The following is a 21,621-nucleotide window of genomic DNA, read 5'->3' as shown; positions in this document are numbered from 1 at the left end:
ATCCCACAGCCCAGCGAGGAATCCATGCCGCATCGTTTCATCGATACCGTCCTGATCGTCGACGGCGCGTCGACAGCCGCTTATCTGGCGCCCGCGTTTCGCGCCTACGGCATCCGTTGCGCGCACGTGATCAGCGACCCCGATCTGCCGGAGATCTACCGGAACCAGTTCGTCCCGTCCGACTACATCCGCCAGGTCCAGCATCGCGGCGACCTCGACGCGACGCTCGCGCAGCTGGCCGACCTGCGGATCGGCGCGGTGCTGCACGGCCTCGACGCGGCGCTGGAACTGGCCGACACGCTGGCCGAGCGGCTCGACGTGCCGTACCGCAATCCGCTCGCGACCTCGGCCGCGCGCCGCGACAAGTACGTGATGAACGAGCGCATCCGCCAGGCCGGCCTGCGCGCACCGGCCCACTTCCACAGCACGTCGGTCGACGCCACGCTCGATTGGGCGCGCGCGCACGGCAGGCTGCCGCTCGTGGTGAAGCCGGCCCGCAGCGCGGGCGTGGCCGGCGTGAAGATCTGCCGGACACTCGACCAGGTCGAGGCCGCCGCACGCGACGTGCTCGCCACCCGTTCGCTCTACAACCAGCCGAACGACGACATCGTGATCCAGAGCTATTCGGAGGGGCAGGAATATATCGTCGATTCGGTATCCTTCGAAGGCCGCCATCGGGTGGTCAGCCTGTGGGAAGTGCACCGCGACCGCACGCATGCACCGCGGCTCGACAAGATGCTGGTGCTGAATCACGCCGACCCGCGTTACGCGCCGCTGCTCGACTACGCGGCCGACGTGCTCGACGCGCTGGAAGTCCGCTTCGGGCCGACCCATCTCGAACTGTTCGATACGGCCGACGGCCCGACGATCGTCGAGCTGAACGCGCGGCTGCACGGCAGCCTCGATCCGCGGCTGACGAGCGCGGTCAGCGGCGAGAACCACGTATCGGCCGCCGTCGAGGCCGTGCTGCATCCGGAGCGGCTGTTCGGCGAAGCCGCCGCGCCGACGGATTTCCGCGGTTACTGCGGGCACGTGCTGCTGCTGTCGTCGCGCAACGGCGTGCTCCGGCAGGACTTCACCTGGCAGGCGATCCAGGCGCTGCCGTCGTTCGTCGGGCTCAAGCAATGGGCCAAGGTGGGCGACACGCTGCGCGTGACGACCGACCTGCAGACGGCGCTCGGCACGGTCGGCCTCTACAGCCCGACGTTCGAGCGCCTGCTCGAGGATTGCCGGCGCATCCGCGAGATCGAGGCCGACTTCTTCGCGGACGAACGGGCGGTCGAGTCCGCCTAGTGTCTCCGCTTGGTGCGATCGGCGCCGCGCATGCGGTGCGGTGCGCTTGCGTTGTACTCCGCTAACGCGCGAGCAGCGCGCCCGCCTGCCGGCCGAGCACCGCGCGCAATGCGTCGAGCTCGGGCAGCGCGGGCGCTTCTTCGGGCGTGACGAGATAGGTCGTCACGTTGTCGAGATCGTCGAACGCGTGCGTCCGCAGCTCCTTGCGCGCCACGTGCTCGGTCGTGATCCGCTTCGGCAGGATCGCGACGCCCATGCCGGCTGCCACGCAGCCGAGGATCGCGCCGAACGTGCCGAACGACGCCACCGACCCGATCGCGATGCCGCGCGCCTTCAGCCAGTGCTCCGCGACCGCGCGATACGGACAGCCGTCGTGAAACGCGAGCAGCCGCACCGTGTTGTCGGCCAGTACCTGCCGTCGCGTGACGGTGGCCGCGCTCACCAGCACCATCTCTTCGGCGAACGCCGGCTCGTAGCGCAACCCGGGCCGGACGACCGCGCGCGCGGTCAGTGCGGCGTCGATCCGGCCGCGCAGCAGCGCGTCGGCCAGATCCGGCTCGCTGCCGATCTGCACCGTGAGGCCGAGCGCCGGATCGTGCGCCTTCAACGCGGCGGCGAGCGCCGGCAGCCGCGTGGCCGCCGTGCTTTCCATCGAACCGAGCCGGAAGCTGCGCGCGACCGGCGTCTCGCGCACCACCTGCGTCGCTTCGTCGACGAGGCGCAGGATGCGGTCGCAATACGGAATCAGCCGGCGCCCCGCGTCGTTCAGCACCAGCCGCTTGCCGTGCCGGTCGAACAGCGGCGCGTCGAGCGACTCCTCGAGCTGGCGCAGGCGCGCGGTGACGTTCGACTGCGTGCAGCCGAGCCGTTCGGCCGCGCGCAGCGCGCTGCCTTCCTGAACGACGGCCCGGAAGGTTTCGAGCAGAGGAATGTTCATATCACTATCTCTTGTTACCGATGCAGTTTATATCATTTTACTTCGCCAATAATCAGGAATAGCCTGACGGATATCCCGTACCGGCCCGCCCCCTTTCGAGGAAACTGCATGCCATCCGCCGCCTGCCCCGGCTTCGCCGCCGTTCACCACCGGCCCGAGGCGCCCCCGTGCGCACGCTGATTGCCGCGCTGGTGCGGCGCGGCCCGACGGTGCTCGCGGGCGGCGTCGGCCTCGGGCTGCTGGTGCCGCCGCTCGCGGACCTCGCGCGGCCGCTGATGCCCGTCACCGTGTTCCTGTTCGTGCTCGGCACGCTGCTGCGCGTCGAGCCGAGCGCCGTGCGCGCGGTCGCGCGGCGGCCGGCCGTGTCGCTGCTGCTGCCCGCCGCGACGATGATCCTGTGCCCGGTCGCACTCGGCATCGCCGCGCGGCTCGCCGGCATGCCGTACGACTGGGTCGTCGCGCTCGTGATCGCGTACTGCGCGCCGCCGTCGAGCGGCACGTCGACGATCGCGCGGATGCTGTCGCTCAACGCCAGCGTCGCGCTCGTCGCGACCCTCGCGTCGATGGTGTTCGTCCCGCTCACCGCGCCGCTGCTGACGGCCTGGTTCAGCCACGATGCGGCCGTGTCGATCTCGCCGTTGAATCTCGCGTTGCGGCTCGCGCTGCTGATCGGCAGCGCCGAGGGCGTTGCGCTGCTCGTGCGGCGGTTCGCGGGGTCCCGGCTCGACCGCTATGCGACGCCGATCGATGCGACCGTCGTCGCCGCGCTGCTGGTGTTCGCGCTCGGCACGATGGCCGGCATGCAGCAATCGATCATCGACGCGCCGCACCGCGCGTTGACCGCGATCGCACTCGCGTTCGCCGTCAACGCGGGCTTCCAGATCATCGCGTACGGGCTCACGCCCGGCGACGTCCGCACACGGCTCAATGTCGCGCTGATCGTCGCCAATCGCAACGTCGGCCTGATGTGGGCCGCGCTCGGGCTCGCCGCGACGCCCACCATGGCGCTCGTGTTCACGTGCGCGCAGTTGCCGATCTACACGCTCCCGCGCGTCGTCCAGCATCTGCTGCCGCGCCTCGAGGCACAGCGCCTGCGCCGGCGCGCACGTTGACCGGCACGCGACGCCCCCTTCTTCACCGATCAAGGATCCAGCATGAAGCGACTCATCGTGATCGGCGCACGCGCCACCGGCAGCAGCCTCGCGCTCGTGCGCGGCGCGCTCGCCCGCCAGGCGGCCGTGACCGTCATCACCGCGCCCGGTCACAGTCTGGACGGCGTCTTTCCGGACGGCGTCGAGACGATCCATCTCGAACCCGATGCCGCACTGCTCGCCGGCTGGCTGCGCGCGCGCTATCCGGACGAGATCGACACGTTGCGCGTGACGACTGCGCACGACACCTATGCGCGCACCGCCGCATCGGTCGCCTACGCGCTCGGCCTGCCCGGCCCCGATGCGCGCCACGTCGCGCACGCGGTGTCGAAGTCGAACCAGAAGGCACTGCTCGCCGCGCACGGCATCCCGGCCGCGCAATTCGTCACGGGCACGCTGGCCGCGCCGGCGGCACTCGCAGCCGCGGCCGCTCCGCTGCGTTTCCCGGTCGTCGTCAAGCCGTCGGAAGGCTCGGCGAGCGACGGCGTGCGGCGCTGCGAGGACATCGCCGACGTGCGCGCTCAACTCGACGCGCTCGCCGCCGCTCGAGTCGATGCACAGGCGCTTGCGACCGAGCGCATCGTGATCGAGGAATTCCTGGGCGGCAGCGAATACTGCGTCGAGTATTTCGACGGGCGCTATGTCGGCGCGATGCGCAAGCTGAAGCGGCATGGCGCCGGCTTTCTCGAACGCGGCTATACGTCCGAACTCGATCTCGACACGCCGACGCTGCGCGCGCTGATCGACGTCGGTACGCGCGCAACGGCGGCCGCCGGGCTGACATGGGGGCCGGTGCACCTCGACTGCATCGTGCACGACGGCGTGCCGCACGTGATCGAACTGAATCCGCGCATCGCCGGCAGCTTCATCTGCGACATCGTGCGCGACGGCTACGGCTTCGACGTGGCCGAAGCGTTGCTCGACAAGCTCGACGGGCGCCCGGTCGCGATTCCCGAGCGGTTCGAACCGCTCGCGTATGCGCGCGCCGAATTCCTGCTCGACAGCGACCCCGGCGCCTGGCGTTTCGCGCAGGCGGGCGAGATCCGCGACGGCACGGTCACGATCAGCTACGGGCCGCAGGTGTTGCCCGATCGCGAGCGGCGTGCGTTTCTTTATGTGCGGGTTGCGCTGCCGGTTGCGCACGATGTGCACGAGACGCCCGCGCATCCCGGCTCGTCGGCCCACCGGGCGTCTGTCGCACCACCGGCCGTTTCCGGCTGACGGAACGGTTGGGACAAGCGCCCGACTCGACAGGCGCCGTGCCGGCCTGCCCGGCTGACCGGCACGCGCGTTCAAACCGTCATCACACTGGAAACCGGGAGCGGCAAAGCGGAATCGGCCACCCGTCCACATCACGCCGCGCGGAAACGGGCGAATACCACGTGGCGGATTCGGCAAAGCTACACTGCCGACCGGTACCGCAGCCTTTTCACGGGCGGCGCATCGAGCGTCGGCTGATGCGTCGCATGCGAAGCGGCTGACCCGCACCGTTACAGATTGCGCCCCAACAACTGCCCCGGCCACCCGTCCACGTCGAAGGTCGACATTCGCTCATACCCGCAGGACTCGTAGAAGCGCACCAGCGCGCCGGTCCCGCCCCCATAACAATCCACCCGCAAGCGCTGCACCCCGGCAGCCCGGGCGCGCTCATCCGCAAAGGCCATGAGCCGCCGGCCGACACCACGCGCCCGCGCATCGCGCGACGCAACCAGCACCCTCACGTAGATTTCCGGCTCGGTCGCGGGCGGCACGTAGGGCATCGATTCGCCCAGGATCAAGGCGCCCAGGATGCGGCCGTCGGGCGATTCCGCCACCCACGCGTCGGGCAGCGCACAGGCTTCCGTCACGAGCGCAATCCGCTTCGGTTGCGTCGACCAGGGCTCGCGCCCCCATTGCCCGTCGTTGCCGATGTCGACGAACCACGCAATCACTTCATCGAAGATCTCCAGCACGGCCGGCGCATCCAGCGCGCTGGCACGTCGGATCACCCGCTCGTCCGTTCCTGTCACCGTCACGTTCAACACTCCTTCGCCGGCATCGACGACCGGCGCATGGTTGGATGTCACGCCGGGCTACCCGGGGAGGCGCGATGAGAGCCTGGCGATCAAGCCTGCTACGGTACTGAAATTCCACCCTGTTGATCAAGGCGTGACGGCCCACGATCCAACGTGACGGGTTGGCTTCGTCGCACGCCCCGGAGGTCGGCGTCAGGCGAGGTGTCGAGCGACGATGACGCGCATGGAGGTTGCCGACGGACTGCAACGCGTCGCGGCGTTGCAGACGGATCGATACCGAAAAAGCGTTTCGATTCCGTGGCGAGGGTGCCGAAAGATCATGCTGCGGCGCATTACACCTGGCCATCACGTGATGACGGCAGGCCGACGCGCCGCCTGCTACACACCGCGCCGCATCGAAACGAAAGGAAACGAAACGATTCCCGCGCGCATGTCGCCCTTCGCGCCAAAAATATACAATCGTCGCGACGCATCGAAGGCATGAAGCGCCGGCCGCCCACTCTCGCTCGCCACCATGAACGCACCCGCTGACCCCACTCCCTCCGCCCCGTCGGTACTCGGCGTCTATCGGCAACTGGCGGACCCGTCCGCCGGGCAATGGATCGTCAGCCGCTCCGAACGCGCGCACATGTACCGCATCCAGCATCATCGTCCCGACGGCAGCACGTCGGTCGATACGGTCGTCGACGCGGACAACCTCGATGCGAAGCTGCACAAGTGGATCCAGGAAGGTTTCGTCCGGCGCGAAACGGGCGACCATGCGGCCCCCGCGCATCGCGACCGGTTCATGCAGGACCTCCGACACGCGCACGCATCGCGGCCGGCGGCCACCGGCGATGCGGCGCACGTCGTGCAGGTGGGCGGCGTGCCGATGCCGCGCGGCCCGGGCGGGCCGCTCGTGCCGCCCCGGAACCCCGCCTACCTGTTCACCGCGCGCGCGACGGACGTGCTGGAAGACATCGTCGAGAACCGGCGCATCCTGTTGATCGGCCACACCGGCACCGGCAAGACGAGCCTGATCGAGCAGGCCGCCGCGCTGGGCGGCCACGGTGTGCTGCGCTCGAACATGAACGGGCAGACGACGGTCGGCGACTTCGTCGGGTTCTGGACCGTCAAGGGCGGCGAGACCCGCTGGGTCGACGGCGTGCTGCCGACCGCGATGCGCGAAGGGCTGTGGCTCATCGTCGACGAGATCGACTTCGCGGAACCGGCCATCCTCGCGGTGCTCACCGCCGTGCTCGAACCGGCCGGACGCCTGCTGCTCAAGGAGAAAGGCAACGAGATCGTCGTCCCGCATCCGTCGTTCCGGCTGTTCGCGACCGCCAACGCGGCGGGCGCGATGGGGCAGTTCCGCCACCTGTACCAGGGCGCCAACGTGATGAACGAGGCGTTTCTCGACCGCTGGCGCGTGTACCGCCTCGACTACCTGCCGCCGTCCGACGAGGCGCGCGTGCTGCAGCGCACGTTCGGCGCGGCCATGACCGAGGCGATGGCCGGCACGCTCGCGGCGATCGCGGCGGACTGCCGCGCCGCGTTCGTCCGCGAGGATCTGGCCAGCGCGTTCTCGACGCGGCGCCTGATCGACTGGGCCGACCTGATGCTGCGCACCGGCGATCCCGAAGCGGCCGCCGGCCCGACGATCTATGCGAAGGTCGGCGCGGAAGACGCCGACCTGATCCGCAGCATCATTCGCCACTACATCGACGTCGGGGCCTGACGCGATGGACCGGGACGACGATGCGCGCGCGCTCCACCTGACCCGGCTGGCCCGCACGCTCGCGCAACGACACGGCATCGAGGTACGGTTCGCGCGCCACGGCCCGCTCGCGCAGCGCGACCTGCTGGTGCTGCCCGACACGCTGCTCGCGGGCGACGTCGACGACGACGCGATCGTCGGCCTCGTCGATCTCCACGCGGCGCGTGTCCGCTTCGGCGCGATCGATGCCGTTGCCGAGCTGGCGTCGCCCGCGGTGCGCGCGATTGCGCAGGCGATCGACGACCGGCGCGCGGCCGGCCACCTCGTTGCGCGCTATCCCGGCGCGATGACGTTCCTGCGGCAAATGCGGGTGGCGTCGGCCGCCGATACGCTTCGACGTTGGCCACGGATGGCGTGGCGCGACAGGCTCGTATGGCGCATCGAGCGTGCGCTGTGGGACGAACCGCCAGCCACGATCGAGCGCATCCCGTCGCTCGACGCGACGCTCGCCGCGTCGGACGATCTCGTCGACGAAGCGCGTGCCGCGACTTCGACGGCCGACAGCATCCGTACCGCGCACCGGATCGTCGAGCGCGTCCGCGCGCTGGCCTCGGCCGGTGCGAACAACATGATGTTCACGGCCGATCCGGGCAGCACGATCGACAGCGACAGCGTCGCCGCCGAATTCGAATCGGACGGACCGGGCGCGCCGGACGATGCACGTGCGCCGGTTTCGGCCGAATCGGGCGCGGGCGCGATCGCCGACACGGAATCGTCCACGGCATCACCGACGCCGGGCGATGCGGCACCCGGCACGATCCGCCTGTCCGCGGACCATCGGCCGCTGCTGTCGGTCCCGCTGACTACCGCATTCGACACGGTGACGGACTTCACCGGCAAGGGCGACGCGGCGCGCTGGCACCGCCAGCGAAGCGCGGCCCGCGCGCAGACCGAGCCGCTCAAGCTGCGACTCGAACGCGCGTTGAAAGTGGACGAACAGACGCGCTGGAAGCGCGAACAGGAGCGCGGCGAACTCGACCGGATGGCGCTCGCCCGCCTCGTCACGTCGCCCGGCTACCGCACGCCGTTCCGTGTCCGGCGCGCCGCGCCCGGGCGCGACGCGGCCGTCAGCCTGCTGATCGATTGCAGCGGGTCGATGGCCGGCAGGAAGATCGAGCTCGCCCGGCTGTGCGCGGCGGCGCTGTGCGATGCGCTGATGCAGCTCGGCTTCGCGTGCGAGGCGCTCGGCTACAGCTCCGTCGAAGACGCCGCGATGCGCGCGCATTACCAGCGCTGGATCGACGCCGGCCGCGACACGTTCGGCTATAACCGCTTCGTCGAACGGCTCGACCTGCGCGTCTACAAGCGCTTCGATTCCGACAACCCGAGCGGCCTCGCGTGCATCGAATGCGGCCACGAGAATCCCGACGGCGAGGCGTTGATCTGGGCCGCCGAACGGCTGCTGGCGCAGCGTGCGCGGCGGCGGATCCTGATGGTGCTGTCGGACGGCTATCCGGCAACCGGCGACGGCAACCCGGCGATCCTGCGCACCGACCTGCGCGCACGCGTCGATGCGCTGCGCGAGCGGCGCGTCGAACTGATCGGCGTCGGGATTCTCGACGATTCGGTCGAAGCGTTCTATCCGGTCAGCAGCGTGGTGGAGCATCTGCACGAGCTGCCGGCCGCGGCGTTCAGTGTCCTGAGCGATACGCTGCTGGACCGGCGCTAACCTCCGCCACGGCCGCAGTCTCGTTCGCGCTTTCGTTCGCGTTTCCGCCGGCCCGCCGGATCGGCAGCCGAACGCAGAAGGTCGTGCCGCGCCCGGGTTCGCTCGTCACGTCGATGGTGCCGCGATGGCGCTCGACGATCCCGTGCGACACCGACAAGCCGAGCCCCGTGCCCTGCCCGACCGGCTTCGTCGTGAAGAACGGATCGAAGATCCGCCGGACGACATCGGGCGTCATGCCCGTGCCGGTATCGCTGATCGCGATCGACACCTGCTCGCCGTCGCTCGACGTGCGGATCGTGATCACGCCGCGCTCGGGAATCGCTTGCGCCGCGTTCACCAGCAAGTTCATGAAGACCTGGTTCAACTGCGACGGCAGGCATTCGACCTGCGGCACGTCGCCGTAGTCGCGCACGATCTCGGCCTTGTACTTGAGTTCGTTGTGGACGACGTTGAGCGTGCTTTCCAGCCCTGCACGAAGATCGACCACGCTCCACTCGTCGCTGGCCGGGCGCGAGAAATCGCGCAGGTCCTGCACGATGCGCCGCACGCGCAACGCGCCGTCGATCGACTCGTCGATCAGCGTCGCGATCTCGCCGCGCACGTAGTCGAGGTCGGCCGCGCGGCCCAGTGCCGTCAGCGCATCACGCGCGGCCGGGTCGAGCTGCGGCAGCGCGGCTTCATGCGCGGCGATCACGTCGAGCAGGCTGCGCACCCACGTCTTCAACGTATTGAGGTTCGCGCTGACGAACCCGATCGGATTGTTGATCTCGTGCGCGACACCGGCCGCGAGCTGACCGATCGACGCGAGCTTTTCCGACTGCAGCAGCTGCACGTGGGTTTCCTCGAGCGCATGCAACAGGCGCCGCTGCTCCTCCTTCTCCTGTTCGAGCCGCGCCTGCGCGGCCTTGCGTTCGTCGATCTCGGTCGCCATGTTCTCGCGTGTCCGTTGCAGCATCGCCGTCGTCTGTTCGTAGCGGTGCAGCGCGCGTTCCAGTTCGACGGTGCGCAAGCGCACGAGCCGCTCGAGCGTATCGGTCATCCCGCGCAGGAAGGTTGTGCGCGCATCGAATCGGCTGAGCAACAGCGTGACGACCAGGGTTCCCGTCGTAAACAGCGCGACGGTCGTCGCGAGCCACGGCGTGTCGACCCCGTTCGCGGCCCCGCATCGCGCGTCCGGCGCGAAATGCGCGGCCGCCATCGCCGTGTAGTGCATGCCGGTAATCGCGACGCCCATGACGACGGCCGCGCCGACGCGCTGGGCGGTCGCATGGCGCGCCTGCCGCGCGCGCAGCGCCTGCGCGATCCACAGCGCGGCGGTCGACGCGATCACCGCGATGCCGATCGACGCGGCGAACAGCACGGCATCGTAGCGAATGCCGGGCGCCATGCGCATCGCGGCCATCCCCGCGTAATGCATGCCGGCGATCCCGCCGCCCATCAGCACGCCGCCCGCGAGCAGCCGCCGCCAGCCCAGCCGCGCGCGCGTGACGACATACAGCGCGAAGTACGACACGAGCACGGCAATCGCCAGCGACGCGCCCGTATCCGGCAACGCGTAGCCGAGCGGAATCGGCAGTGAGAACGCGAGCATGCCGACGAAATGCATCGACCAGATGCCCGTCCCCATCGCCGCCGCGCCGCCGCCCAGCCACATGCGCCTGAGCTTCGGGTTGTCGAGCAGCGAAATGAAGGCGGCGAGGTCGAGTGTCGTATAGGAGGCCAGCGTCGCGATCGCGACCGACAGCAGGACGAGCGGAAGATTGTAGGTGCCGTGCATGATCGAGCGCTCGAATCGAGGTGAGTGCATTGCCGCGGCGCGCGTGCGCACCGCGGCCGTCAGGCCGCGCGTCCGGGCTCAGGCAGGCGCCGCGCCGGCATTCGGCACGCCCTGCGCCGGCTTCGCCGCCTGGCCGGCCAGCACGAGGATGTCGAACGCCGTCCCCTCGCGTGTCTCGAAGCGGCGCACGAGCTCGATCTGGTGTGCGGACATCACGCTGCCCTTGGTCATCAGCAGCACGCCTCGATGCGTGCGCAGATCGTCGGCGAGCTGCATCCCCTCGCGCAGCTGCGCGGACTTGATCTCCGCGACGGACGCCGCGATGCCGAGGCTTGCCGGGTCCCGCATCAGTTCGGCCAGGTTTTCGACGATGCGCGGGTCGTAACGCACGCCGGCCTGCGAACGCATTGCGTCGAGCGCCTGCTCGACCGAATGCGGCGCACCGATGTCGCCATTGCGCAGCCCCTCGAAATCGCGCGCGATCGCGACGATCCGCGAGCCGGGCGGGATCGAGTCGCCGGCCAGCCCGTCCGGCGTACCGCGCCCGTTGAAGCGCTCGTACTGGTGCAGCACGATCGACGCGACCTTGTGCAATTGCGCGACCGGCGTCAGCACCATCTGCGCGCGCAGCGGATGCTGCTGGAACAGGCCGTGCTCTTCCGCCGTCATCCGCGTGAGCGGCTTGTGCAGCAATTCGTCCGGCAGCGACAGCTTGCCGATGCCATGCAGCAGCCCCGCGAAGTAGACGTCCTGCGCATGCAGCTCGCTCATCCCGGAGGCCAGCGCGAGCCGTCGCGCAATCTCGCCGACCCGCATCGCGTGACCGCTGGCCGACCCGCAGCGCATCTCGATCATGCTCGCGCACACCTGGACCATCGCGGTGAAACTGCTTTTCAGGTCGCGCTGCGCGGCTTCGAGGAACATCACGGTCTGCCCGAGTTCCTCGGTGCGCGCGCGAACCTGCGTTTCGAGTTCCGTGTTGAAACGGCGCAGCGCTTCGTTCTGCGCTTCCGTCAGCGCGGCGAGCCGCGCCGCCTCGTGCCGCAAACGGCGCTGCTCCAACGCCTGTTCGATGGTCAGCAGCAGGTCGTGATCGTCCCACGGCTTGTTCAGGTAGCGATAGACGCCGCCCTCGTTGACGGCCTGCATGACCGACGCGATCTCCGCATAACCGGTCAGCAGGATACGCATCGTGTCCGGGTAGAGCGCCCGGGCACGGGCCAGGAACTCCGCGCCGCTCATGCCGGGCATCCGCATGTCGGACACGATCAGGTCGACTTCGGTCGACGCCAGTACCTCGAGGGCGGCCTCGCCGCTTTCCGCGGTCAGGATCTCGTAGCCGGCGGGCCGGAACACGCGCCGGAGCGCCGACAGCACGCTCGGCTCGTCGTCGACCAGCAGGATCGACGGCACGCCATCCGCGTCGTCGGATGTCGCTGCCGCCCCGGTCGTTTCAGGCGATACCGCATTCGGTCCGTTTGTTGCAGATGTCGTCATGATTGGCCTCGGATCATGTAGTTATATTCTCTCTGCATCATCGGCATGCGCCGCGCATTCGATATCCGGGAAAACGCTGATGCGCTCACCCGGATCACACCCCGCATGCGTCGTCACGACGCGCGGGCATGTGCGATCTACGCCGTCGCCGAACCCGGTTCGCGCACGTAGTAGATGTCCCACTCCGCTTCGTCGGCCTGCATGAAGCCGTGCCGCGCATAGAAGCGGTTCGAATCGCTGCCGCGCAGCGCGCCGACACGCACGGGCACGCGCTGCGCGTCCGCCTCGGCAAAGATCCGCTGCAGCACGGCCGCGCCGATGCCCTTTCCCTGGTGCGCGGGCACGATGTACAGATGGTCGAGCAACCAGTGGTCTTCCTGCGGCCGAACCACGAAGAAACCCGCGTTCACGCCATCGGCTTCGATGAAGCGGCATAACGCCGGGTCGAACGACGCGAGAAAGCGCTCGCGCGCACGCCGCGGATCGAAGCGGCCGATGCGCTCGAGGCTGTCGCGCATCGCGGCGATGCGAATGGCGACCAGTGTTTCGGCATCGGATTGGGCGGCGAGGGGAAAGGTCAGGCTCATGAGCAGGTCGTGCACACGTGGAGAAAACGCCAGGCATCGCGGCGCGGCGCGGCGCGGCGCGGCCGCCAAAGCCTGCTCGCGATTCCGGCCGCCAGCCGGCACCCACAGCGCGCGTCAGGGCGTCTCGATGCCTTCCGCACGCGTGGCAAGGAATCGCAAGTACCTGGCATCCTCGTCCTCGAACAGCTCCGGCCCGCCCGCCATGTATGCGCGCATCAGTTCGTCGGCCGCGCGGTCGAGATTGCCCAGTTCGAACTGGCACTGGCCGAGCCGCAGGTGCAGGAACGGGTTGCCGATCGCGTTGGGGAAGTGCATCGCCTGGCCGAGATTCTCGCACCCGGCCGCGTAGTCCGCTTGAAGGAAATTCGCGTCGCCGATCGCGGCCATCAACCACGTTCCGGCCTCCCAGTTGGTCTTCGGTTCGGGAAGCAGGTCGAATCCCGCCCGGAATTTCTCCAGTGCGCCTTCGTAGTCGCCGTCTTCCATCAACGCATCGCCCGCGTCGCTCAGCGCGCCGATGCGCTCATACAGCTCGTTGTCCAGTTCCGCCATGTCGAATCCCTGTTCCTGAGTTGAAATCGGCCCGGTGCGGCCGGTGGTTGCGATGCGATCGCGTGTGGTGTGGTGTGGCGTGCCGTGTTGCGGTCCTGCCCGTTCATCCGCCCGGCATTCGTCCAGCATACCCGAGCCGTATGACGCACGTGTCTCGACTTGCCGCGCACCTGTCCCGCATCTGCCGAACGATTCGCGTCGGCGTCGTGCGCATGAATCCGCTACGCTGACGGATGCCTCGTGCCACCGTGCCCCGCCCGCCGACGCGGCGATTCGCAGCATCGGTTTCTCATGCGGCACGGTGATCTCGTGCGTGTCGCCCCGGCCGCCAAAGGCGGGGATGGTTGTGCGGCGACGACCACCGTGGCAGGATGCCGGGTTCGTTTGCTCGGTGAAAGGGAGCTGGAAGCGATGTTGTCTTGCCGACTGAGGTGGTACGCACTCGCGACGTCAAACCTGCTGCGCAGGCATTGGCAGGCGCTGCTCCTGCTGGCCATGCTGTTGCTGCCGGCGATGCCGGTGTTTTCGCAGACGCGCATTCTGGGTGCGCCGGTACTCGCGGCGCTGGCACCGTCGCATGGCATCGAATGGCGGTTCGCGTGGGTGCACCTGCTCGAAGCCGTGGGCATCCTGTGGGTGCTGGCGCAGCGTCGTGCCATCACCGGGGGGCCGTTCGTCACCTTCCTCGCGTCCTTGCCCGTCTCCAGCGGCCGCCGTCGCGCCATCGACACGATCGTCGTGATCGTCGCGAGTACGCCGCTGCTGCTGCCCGTGCTTGCCGCCGCCATCGCGCTCGCCTTCCTGCCGCAAAAGGCGATCAACTACCTGTTCGTTCTCGACCTGTTCCTGATCACGCTCGGATGGCAATTGACCGCGCTGTCGCGCAACCTGCGCAATGCAATCGCGTTGATCGTTGCGAATGTCTTCCTGATCGGCGGCTTTCACGCCGAGGGGGCGTTACGTCCCGCGTGGCTGACCGTGGCATTGTTGCTCGCTGCTTTCACGATTACGCATACGGCCCCTGCACGGGCCGCCCGTTCGGAAATGCCGGGGGCGTTCTCGCGTCGCATCGCGGATACGATCCGCGTCCGTGTCCGGAACGGGCTGCCGCCCATCGCGAGGCTGCAGATCGGCATCCTGCGGGATCGCGCCGCGAGCACCGCCGGGCACTGCCTGATGATGGGTGCGGTCACCGCTTCGACATGCTTCCTGCTTGCGCTCTGGGGGTTCGACCAGCGCGCCGTTCCGCTGACGCTGATCGCGCAGGCCGTCATCGCGCTGATCGCGGAGACGACGTATCGCGATTTGCAGGCGGCGCACCTGCATGCATCGCACTTCATGCAGTCGTTGCCGCTGTCGACCTTCGAGAAGCGCCGGGCCGACTGTCTGACCGTTGCCGCGCTGGCGCTGCCGTTCGCCGCCGTCGCCCCGCTGTTGCTGGTGACGCACGGCGTGCTGTCATCGCAGATGGCGGCGGCGCTCGTGTGCTCGGGCGCACCGCTCGTCGCATTACACTATCTGCCGCAACGCTACGCGTCCCGACAATCCGTGTTGCTGGGCATCGCGCTGACCGTAGTCTGGGTCACGCTGGCCTGGCAAGTTTTCGTTTGATTACCCGATCCATGCTCCGCTTCGACAATCTCGGCAAGCGCTTCGACAAGCGCGTCATCTTCCAAGGGCTCAACTTCGCATCCGGCGCCGGGTGCGTGGCGCTGTGCGACGAAAACGGCAGCGGCAAATCGACGTTGCTCGGCATTCTCGCGGGCACGATCGATGCGGACGAAGGCGAAGTCTGGCTCGGCGGCCATTCCCTGCGCACCGCGCCGCTCGCGGCGAAATCCGCGCTGGCCTATGTACCCGACGATTGCCTGACGTATCCGTTCCAGACCGGACGCGCGTTTCTCGATCTCGTGGCGGCCGCCAAGAAAACCGTCGTCGACACCCGCACGCTCGAGCTGGCCGATCGATTCGGGCTCGCCCCGCATATGGACAAGCGCTTCGAGCAGATGTCGCTCGGCACGCGCAAGAAACTGTTCCTGACGGCGACGACACTCGGCGCGCCCACCGTCGTGATCGCCGACGAACCGGGCAACGGGCTCGACGCCGCATCGCGAGCGGTGCTCGTCGACCTGTTCAGGACGTTGGCGGCAGACCGTGCCGTCTTTTTTTCGAGTCACGACCTGGCGCTGGCGCGCGCATGCGACGCAAGGATCACCGGTTTCGCGGAACTGGGAGCGGCTGGATAGACGACATCGTCACACGCAGTCGTGTGGGAACCACCGGCGCGGCTGCGTGACATGCGGAACGGAGAGGAGAGGCGCCGGTACCGTTTGCGGCAAGCTGCGGTATCGGCGGCAGGCAAGGAGCTGGTGCCTGATTCGTGCGGATAGGCGTGATAGCACGTTCACACGGGACAGCGGTCGACCAGCACCATTCCGGCGGCCGGCCAGGCTTCGGCAATCGTCACGCCGATGATGGAGCCGCCGCCCGCTCCAACGCCATCATTGGCATCGTTCGTCGATCCGCGCACCGACGATCGATCGCGCTCTTTTCCCGGAAGTGCGAAACATCCGATCCCGTCTCGCACTTCCGTGATCTTCCTGATACGCATGGCGGGCGTGCCGGGCCCCGATCAACCCGCCGTTCGACTCCACGGCCGCTGACCGTTCGACCCGCGCACCCATACGCCCACGCCCGTGCGCCTCGTCAGGCCTTCAACGCACCGAAGACTTCGTCCAGCATCTTCTTGGCATCGCCGAACAGCATCCGGTTGTTGTCCTTGTAGAACAGCGGATTGTCGACGCCCGCATAACCTGACGCCATGCTGCGCTTCATCACGATCGACGTCTTCGCCTTCCACACCTCGAGCACCGGCATGCCGGCGATCGGGCTGGCCGGATCTTCCTGCGCGGCCGGGTTCACGATGTCGTTCGCGCCGATCACCATCGACACGTCGGCTTCCGGGAAATCGCCGTTGATCTCGTCCATCTCCATCACGATGTCGTAAGGCACCTTCGCCTCGGCGAGCAGCACGTTCATGTGCCCCGGCATGCGGCCGGCCACCGGATGGATCGCGAAACGCACGTCGACGCCCTTCTCGCGCAGCACCTTCGTGAGTTCATGCACCGTGTGCTGGGCTTGCGCCACCGCCATCCCGTAGCCGGGCACGATGATCACGCTCTTGGCATCGCGCAGCAGTTCGGCCGTCTCCAGCGCGCTCACCGCCACCACTTCGCCGGCCGGCTGCGCGCCGGCGCCTGCCGCCGCGGGCGCACCGCTGCCGGTGCCGAAGCCGCCCGCGATCACGCTGATGAAGTTGCGGTTCATCGCGCGGCACATGATGTACGACAGGATCGCACCCGACGAGCCCACCAGCGCGCCGATCACGATCAGCAGGTCGTTGCCGAGCATGAAGCCGGTGGCCGCCGCCGCCCAGCCCGAGTAGCTGTTGAGCATCGACACCACGACGGGCATGTCCGCGCCGCCGATCGCCATCACCATGTGCACGCCGAACAGCAGCGACACCACCGTCATCACGATGAGCGGCGTCATGCCGTCCTGGATCGTCTCCGCATGCAGGAACGCACGACCGTAATAGATCACGATCAGCAGCGCGGCGAGGTTGAGCCAGTGCCGTGCCGGCAGCAGCAGCGGCTTGCCGCCGATCTTGCCGGAGAGCTTGCCGAACGCGATGACCGAGCCCGCGAAGGTCACCGCGCCGATCAGGATGCCGACGTAGATCTCCACTTCGTGGATGGCCTTCTCCGCGCCGCTGAACTGCACCGACGTATCGATGTAGCTGGCGAAGCCCACCAGGCAGGCCGCGAGACCGACCAGGCTGTGCATCAGCGCAACCAGCTCGGGCATCTGCGTCATCTGCACCTTCTTCGCGGCGACGAGGCCGACGGCGCCGCCGACGACCAGCGCGGCCACGACATACGGAATGCCTTCGGCCGACACGCGCGGGCCGAGTACGGTGGCGAGCACGGCGATCAGCATGCCGATCATGCCGAGCAGGTTGCCGCGGCGCGCGGTCTCGGGGTTCGCCAGCCCGCCGAGGCTGAGGATGAAGAGGATGGCCGCGCCGATGTAGGAGACGGTAGTCAGGTTGGAAGTCATTGTTGTCGTCTCCTTACTTGCGGAACATCGCCAGCATGCGGCGCGTCACCGCAAAGCCGCCGAACATGTTGACGGCCGTGAGCGTCAGCGCACCCACCGCCAGGCCGAGGATCAGCCCCGACGGCCGGTCGCCGGCCGCGGCCTCGCCCAGCGGCGGCGCGACCTGCACCAGCGCGCCGATCGCGATGATCGACGAGATCGCGTTGGTGACGCTCATCAGCGGCGTATGCAGCGACGGCGTGACGTTCCAGATCACCATGTAGCCGACGAAGCAGGCCAGCACGAACACCGTGAAGTGCGCCAGGAACGTGGCCGGCGCGAACTGGCCGACCAGCAGGAACGCCAGTGCGCCGACGGCGAACACGATCGCGAGCGACTTCGCCGACATCGGCTCGCCGCTGCCGTGCCCGTGCCCCTTGGACGCGGTTGCCGCGACTGGCGGCGTGGCGGGTTTCGGTGCCGCGACCGGCTGCTGGATCGGCGGCGGCGGCCAGGTCACGTTGCCTTCCTTGATGACCGTGAGGCCGCGGATCGCGTCGTCATTGAAGTCGACGTTGATCGTGCCGTCCTTCGCCTTGCACAGCTCCTCGATCACGCGCAGCAGGTTGGTCGCATACAGCGTCGACGACTGTCGCGCCAGGCGCGACGCGAGATCCGTGTAGCCGACGATGGTCACGCCATGGCGGACCACCGCCTCGCCCGGCACCGTCAGCTCGCAGTTGCCGCCCTGCTCGCCGGCCATGTCGACGATCACGCTGCCCGGCTTCATCGACTGCACCATCTCGGCCGTGATGAGCTTCGGTGCCGGCTTGCCGGGAATCAGCGCGGTGGTGATGATGATGTCCGCATCCTTGGCCTGCTGCGCGTACATCGCGCGCTGCGCCTGCTGGAAGCCTTCGCTCATCACCTTCGCGTAACCGCCGCCGCCCGAGCCCTCTTCCTCGTAGTCGACCTTGACGAATTCGCCGCCGAGCGACTTGACCTGGTCGGCCACTTCCGCGCGCGTGTCGTTGGCGCGCACGATCGCGCCGAGGCCGGCGGCCGTGCCGATGGCCGCGAGGCCGGCGACGCCCGCGCCGGCGACGAACACCTTGGCCGGCGGCACCTTGCCCGCGGCCGTGATCTGCCCGTTGAAGTAACGGCCGAACGCATGGGCCGCCTCGATGACGGCGCGGTAGCCGCTCACGCCGGCCATCGACGTGAGCGCATCCATCTTCTGCGCGCGCGACAGCGTGCGCGGCAGGGAATCGATCGCCAGCACCGTGGCCCGCTTCGCGGCCAGCTGCTGCATCAGTTCAGGGTTCTGCGCCGGCCAGACGAAGCCGACCAGCGTGCTGCCTTCACGCAACAGCGCGACTTCCTCGCTGCTCGGCGGGCGCACCTTGAGGACGATATCGCTGCGGCCCCACAGATCGGCGGCCGTCGCCACGACTTCGGCCCCGGCCGTGCGGTAGTCGTCGTCGCTGAAGTTCGCGCCGGTGCCGGCACCGCTTTGCACGGCCACCGAGAACCCGAGCTTGATCAGCTTTTCGACCACGTCGGGAACCGTCGCTACGCGCCGTTCCTCGTTGGCCGTCTCCAGAGGGACCCCAATCAGTAATGTCATATCCTGAACTGTCAGTAGTGGCCGTCGCTAGGAGTTACGGCCTGCGTTTCAAGTCACCCAACTCAATCCGTGTACGACGCTGTTCCGCGGGCAGCTTCGCACTGCCGCGCAGAATTCACAAACTGTTCATCCTCTAAACAATCGGCTTGTCAGATCCGGGCGGTTCATGCTCCAGCCTGATTTTTCCGACGAATAGCCGGCGCATGATCCATTCGGATAAGAACTGCGAAGCATATCCCGTGCCAAAGTCTTTCCGAAATTTATATTTTGAATCGGCGCGCATTCAATCCATGAATCCCCTGTCTGGACACGACGGGCCTATAACCTGGCGTTTACCCGCTGGAACCGCTTCGCACGGCCTGTCGGCGCGTGAATCCGCTTGAAATTCGCTTTCAATTCGTTCGAAACATGAAAAACCGGTTATCGGCACAAACGCTTCGGAATCGGTTTCATCGCGAATTTCCCGCTTGTCGGCACAATGCGATTTGTCGCGTGCGAACGACATCATCCGCGTGGCCGATGACATTCGGTGCCGGCGAGTTTAAGGGAGAACGCAGCCTGTCAGGATCAAGCGCGACGACGATCACTCGCGCAGCGCGTCGACGTGGGCACGGATGCGGCGCGCGCCCTCTTCCGGCGTGCATGTCGACGTGTCGATGCGCAGCGCGTAAGGCCGCGAATAAGCCGGATGCCCGAACTGGGAGCGGGCCATGCCCTCGCCGCGATCCGGCCTCGCGCGTTCGCGCTGTTCGAGGATATCCAGCGGGCACGTCACGCCGATGACGAAGGTCTGACGCGGCGACAGCGCGGCAATGCATGCGTCGAGCGCGGCCGGATCCCGGAGTACGAGATCCAGCACGATCTCGAAATGGCTGGCCGCGATCCGCGCGAGCGTCGACTGCAGGTTGAGCTGGTGGAGTCTCAGCGCCTGATTCAGCTCCTCGTCCGATCGCATGTCACGTCGGCGCGACATCTCGACGAACGCGTCGAGCGAGACGTGAAACGTCGGCACGTCCGACCCTTGCTGGAGCGCCCTGGCCAGGCTGCTCTTCCCTGCACTGGTCGGGCCGTGCAATACGACGGCAACGGGTTTCATGGCGATGGTCGATGGGCGAGGTGCCCGGTTGCCGCGATGGATCAGGATGCTAGCCCAATTTTCGCCGCCCATCGACACGCCCGGTCGGCGCTTCGGCGAGCCCGCGCAACGCCGCCGCGTGCTCGGCGCCGTCCGCGATCTCGTCCAGCGCCCGGTTGTTGGTACGCGGCCCGAACACGCCGATCGACACCATCACGATCAGCATGCTGCCGCCGATCAGCACGAACACGGCCGACACCCCCGCGCGTTCGAGCAGCAGCGCGACGATGAAACTGCTCGCGATCCCCGTCAGGCGGCCGATCGAATGCACGAAGCCGAGCGCGCGCCCGCGGATCTCGGTCGGAAACACTTCCGACTGGTACGCGGTGCCGTTGCTCGCGAGCACCGTGTTGGACAGCGTGACGAGCAAGCCGAATGCGATCACGAACGGCGCCTGCGCCGACATCGCGAACGCGGTGCCGAACAGTGCGACGCCGAACGCCGACGCGACGATCAGCCATTTGCGCTCGATCCGGTCGGCGAGCAGGCCGGCGACGAACGGCGACACCGGATACGCGAACGCGATCACGAACGCATACCAGAGGCTCTTCGTGACGCTCGCGCCCTGCGCGGCGAGCAGCGTCGGCAGCCACTGGCTGAAGCCGAAGAAACCGATGCTCAGGAATGCATTGAACGCAATCAGCATCGTCGTGCGGCCGCGATGCCGCGCATCCCACATCGACGGCGCGCGCCGCACGGCCGTGGCCGTGGCCGTGGCCGCTGCGACCGGCGTCGGGACTGCGGGCAGCGGCCGGCCGGATTCCCGCTCGACGGCCTGCTCGAGCCGCCGCAGCACGGCTTCGGCCTCGGCCTCGCGCCCCGTGTGGGCGAGCCAGCGCGGCGACTCCGGCAACCGCGACTGCAGCCACCAGACGAAAACCGCGCCGCTGCCGCCGAGCAGCACGACCCAGCGCCATCCGGACATGCCGAGCGGATCGTGCGGCACCCATAACCACGACACCAGCGCCAGCACGGGCATCGCGAGATAGCCGACCGCGAAGCACAGCGCGAACGCGCGGCCGCGCACCGCCTTCGGCACCAGCTCGGTCAGGAACGCGCCGATCGTGATCAGCTCCGCGCCGATGCCGCAGCCCGCGATGAAACGGCACACGAGGATGCCGAGCGCATGCGTCTGCACGCACATCGCCAGGCTCGCCGCCGTGTAGAGCAGCAGCGCGCCGGTGAACAACGCGCGCCGCCCGAAGCGGTCCGCGAGACGCGACACGAACATCTCGCCGACGAACAGCCCGGCGAACGTCGCCGCACCGAGCGCGCCCTGGTCCGACATGCCGAGCACGCCGTGCGAGCCCGCGTGAAAGATGCCGTCGCGGATCAACCCGGGCGGCAGGTAGGTCATCTGGAACAGGTCGTAGACCTCGAAAAACCCGCCGACGCTCAGGAACAGCACGAGCGTCCAGATGCTGGCCGTCGCGGGCAGGCGGTCGATGCGGGCGGCGATCGACGCCGCATGGGAATGGGACATGGCGATTCCTCGATGATCCGCCCGCGCGGCCTGCGCGAAGCGGC

19 protein-coding genes are annotated in these 21,621 nt (G+C 68.1%); 8 read left to right on the top strand and 11 right to left on the bottom strand.

All coding sequences use genetic code 11. The features are described 5' to 3' along the window. The first annotated feature begins 24 nt into the window (after positions 1–24). Complete coding sequence (locus tag E9536_RS23985; RefSeq protein ID WP_136470944.1) at positions 25–1,293, top strand: ATP-grasp domain-containing protein; 1,269 nt, start codon at positions 25–27, stop codon at positions 1,291–1,293. Between the two features lie 61 nt (positions 1,294–1,354). On the opposite strand, the gene E9536_RS23980 is transcribed toward E9536_RS23985, so the two are convergent. Beyond that, complete coding sequence (locus E9536_RS23980) at positions 1,355–2,230, bottom strand: LysR family transcriptional regulator (RefSeq protein ID WP_059675392.1); 876 nt, start codon at positions 2,228–2,230, stop codon at positions 1,355–1,357. Positions 2,231–2,397: 167 nt separating this feature from the next. Here E9536_RS23980 and E9536_RS23975 point away from each other — a divergent pair, with 167 nt between their 5' ends. Both E9536_RS23975 and E9536_RS23970 read left to right on the top strand, forming a co-directional pair. Beyond that, positions 2,398–3,342, top strand: a complete 945-nt coding sequence (locus E9536_RS23975) for a hypothetical protein (RefSeq protein WP_136470943.1) — start codon at positions 2,398–2,400, stop codon at positions 3,340–3,342. 42 nt (positions 3,343–3,384) lie between these two features. Continuing rightward, positions 3,385–4,602 carry an ATP-grasp domain-containing protein gene (locus E9536_RS23970; RefSeq protein WP_247873501.1) on the top strand — a complete coding sequence of 406 codons (1,218 nt, stop codon included), beginning with the start codon at positions 3,385–3,387 and terminating at the stop codon, positions 4,600–4,602. A 269-nt stretch (positions 4,603–4,871) separates the two neighbouring features. Here the strand turns inward: E9536_RS23970 and E9536_RS23965 are convergent, their stop codons facing one another. Then, positions 4,872–5,447, bottom strand: a complete 576-nt coding sequence (locus E9536_RS23965) for a GNAT family N-acetyltransferase (RefSeq protein ID WP_247873500.1) — start codon at positions 5,445–5,447, stop codon at positions 4,872–4,874. A 172-nt stretch (positions 5,448–5,619) separates the two neighbouring features. Between E9536_RS23965 and E9536_RS23960 the strand changes: the two genes are divergently transcribed. The 3 genes from E9536_RS23960 to E9536_RS23950 are packed head-to-tail and all read left to right on the top strand — an operon-like array spanning position 5,620 to position 8,821. Then, on the top strand, positions 5,620–5,880 hold the full coding sequence (locus tag E9536_RS23960; RefSeq protein WP_136470942.1) for a hypothetical protein: 261 nt from the start codon (positions 5,620–5,622) through the stop codon (positions 5,878–5,880). 30 nt (positions 5,881–5,910) lie between these two features. Then, positions 5,911–7,113: an AAA family ATPase gene (locus tag E9536_RS23955; protein ID WP_136470941.1), complete on the top strand. Its 1,203-nt coding sequence runs from the start codon at positions 5,911–5,913 to the stop codon at positions 7,111–7,113. A 4-nt stretch (positions 7,114–7,117) separates the two neighbouring features. Continuing rightward, positions 7,118–8,821, top strand: coding sequence for a cobalamin biosynthesis protein CobT (locus E9536_RS23950; RefSeq protein ID WP_136470939.1), 1,704 nt, complete (start codon positions 7,118–7,120; stop codon positions 8,819–8,821). On the opposite strand, the gene E9536_RS23945 is transcribed toward E9536_RS23950, so the two are convergent. The 4 genes from E9536_RS23945 to E9536_RS23930 form a co-directional block, all read right to left on the bottom strand. After that, positions 8,784–10,598 (bottom strand): histidine kinase, encoded by a 1,815-nt coding sequence (locus E9536_RS23945; RefSeq protein WP_136470937.1) that lies wholly within the window; start codon positions 10,596–10,598, stop codon positions 8,784–8,786. The two genes, E9536_RS23950 and E9536_RS23945, sit on opposite strands and share 38 nt — an antisense overlap. A gap of 78 nt (positions 10,599–10,676) precedes the next feature. Continuing rightward, entirely contained in the window at positions 10,677–12,095 is a 1,419-nt protein-coding gene (locus E9536_RS23940; RefSeq protein ID WP_027792744.1) for an HD domain-containing phosphohydrolase, read from the bottom strand. A 137-nt stretch (positions 12,096–12,232) separates the two neighbouring features. Next, complete coding sequence (locus E9536_RS23935; protein WP_136470935.1) at positions 12,233–12,682, bottom strand: GNAT family N-acetyltransferase; 450 nt, start codon at positions 12,680–12,682, stop codon at positions 12,233–12,235. 114 nt (positions 12,683–12,796) lie between these two features. After that, complete coding sequence (locus E9536_RS23930; RefSeq protein WP_027792746.1) at positions 12,797–13,234, bottom strand: hypothetical protein; 438 nt, start codon at positions 13,232–13,234, stop codon at positions 12,797–12,799. Positions 13,235–13,525: 291 nt separating this feature from the next. Here E9536_RS23930 and E9536_RS23925 point away from each other — a divergent pair, with 291 nt between their 5' ends. Next, a complete protein-coding gene (locus tag E9536_RS23925) occupies positions 13,526–14,845 on the top strand; it encodes a hypothetical protein (protein ID WP_136470933.1) in 1,320 nt (439 codons plus the stop codon). An 11-nt stretch (positions 14,846–14,856) separates the two neighbouring features. Continuing rightward, complete coding sequence (locus E9536_RS23920; protein ID WP_060174407.1) at positions 14,857–15,480, top strand: ABC transporter ATP-binding protein; 624 nt, start codon at positions 14,857–14,859, stop codon at positions 15,478–15,480. A 158-nt stretch (positions 15,481–15,638) separates the two neighbouring features. Here the strand turns inward: E9536_RS23920 and E9536_RS23915 are convergent, their stop codons facing one another. From E9536_RS23915 to E9536_RS23895, 5 genes are all read right to left on the bottom strand, one after another. Then, the gene (locus tag E9536_RS23915) at positions 15,639–15,845 is read right to left on the bottom strand and encodes a hypothetical protein (RefSeq protein WP_136470931.1); all 207 of its coding nucleotides are present in this window, start codon (positions 15,843–15,845) and stop codon (positions 15,639–15,641) included. A 95-nt stretch (positions 15,846–15,940) separates the two neighbouring features. Then, positions 15,941–17,353 (bottom strand): Re/Si-specific NAD(P)(+) transhydrogenase subunit beta, encoded by a 1,413-nt coding sequence (gene pntB / locus E9536_RS23910; protein ID WP_060084629.1) that lies wholly within the window; start codon positions 17,351–17,353, stop codon positions 15,941–15,943. A 13-nt stretch (positions 17,354–17,366) separates the two neighbouring features. Beyond that, entirely contained in the window at positions 17,367–18,959 is a 1,593-nt protein-coding gene (locus E9536_RS23905; protein ID WP_060196927.1) for a Re/Si-specific NAD(P)(+) transhydrogenase subunit alpha, read from the bottom strand. A 583-nt stretch (positions 18,960–19,542) separates the two neighbouring features. Continuing rightward, positions 19,543–20,127 carry an AAA family ATPase gene (locus E9536_RS23900; protein ID WP_081066317.1) on the bottom strand — a complete coding sequence of 195 codons (585 nt, stop codon included), beginning with the start codon at positions 20,125–20,127 and terminating at the stop codon, positions 19,543–19,545. Next, a complete protein-coding gene (locus E9536_RS23895) occupies positions 20,105–21,577 on the bottom strand; it encodes an MFS transporter (protein WP_136470929.1) in 1,473 nt (490 codons plus the stop codon). The genes E9536_RS23900 and E9536_RS23895 overlap by 23 nt, the downstream gene beginning before the upstream one ends. Between the last annotated feature and the right edge of the window lie 44 nt (positions 21,578–21,621).

It is taken from the genome of Burkholderia sp. LS-044 (genome assembly GCF_004803625.1).
GTDB lineage: Bacteria > Pseudomonadota > Gammaproteobacteria > Burkholderiales > Burkholderiaceae > Burkholderia > Burkholderia cepacia.
This window is presented reverse-complemented; position numbering and strand designations above follow the sequence as displayed.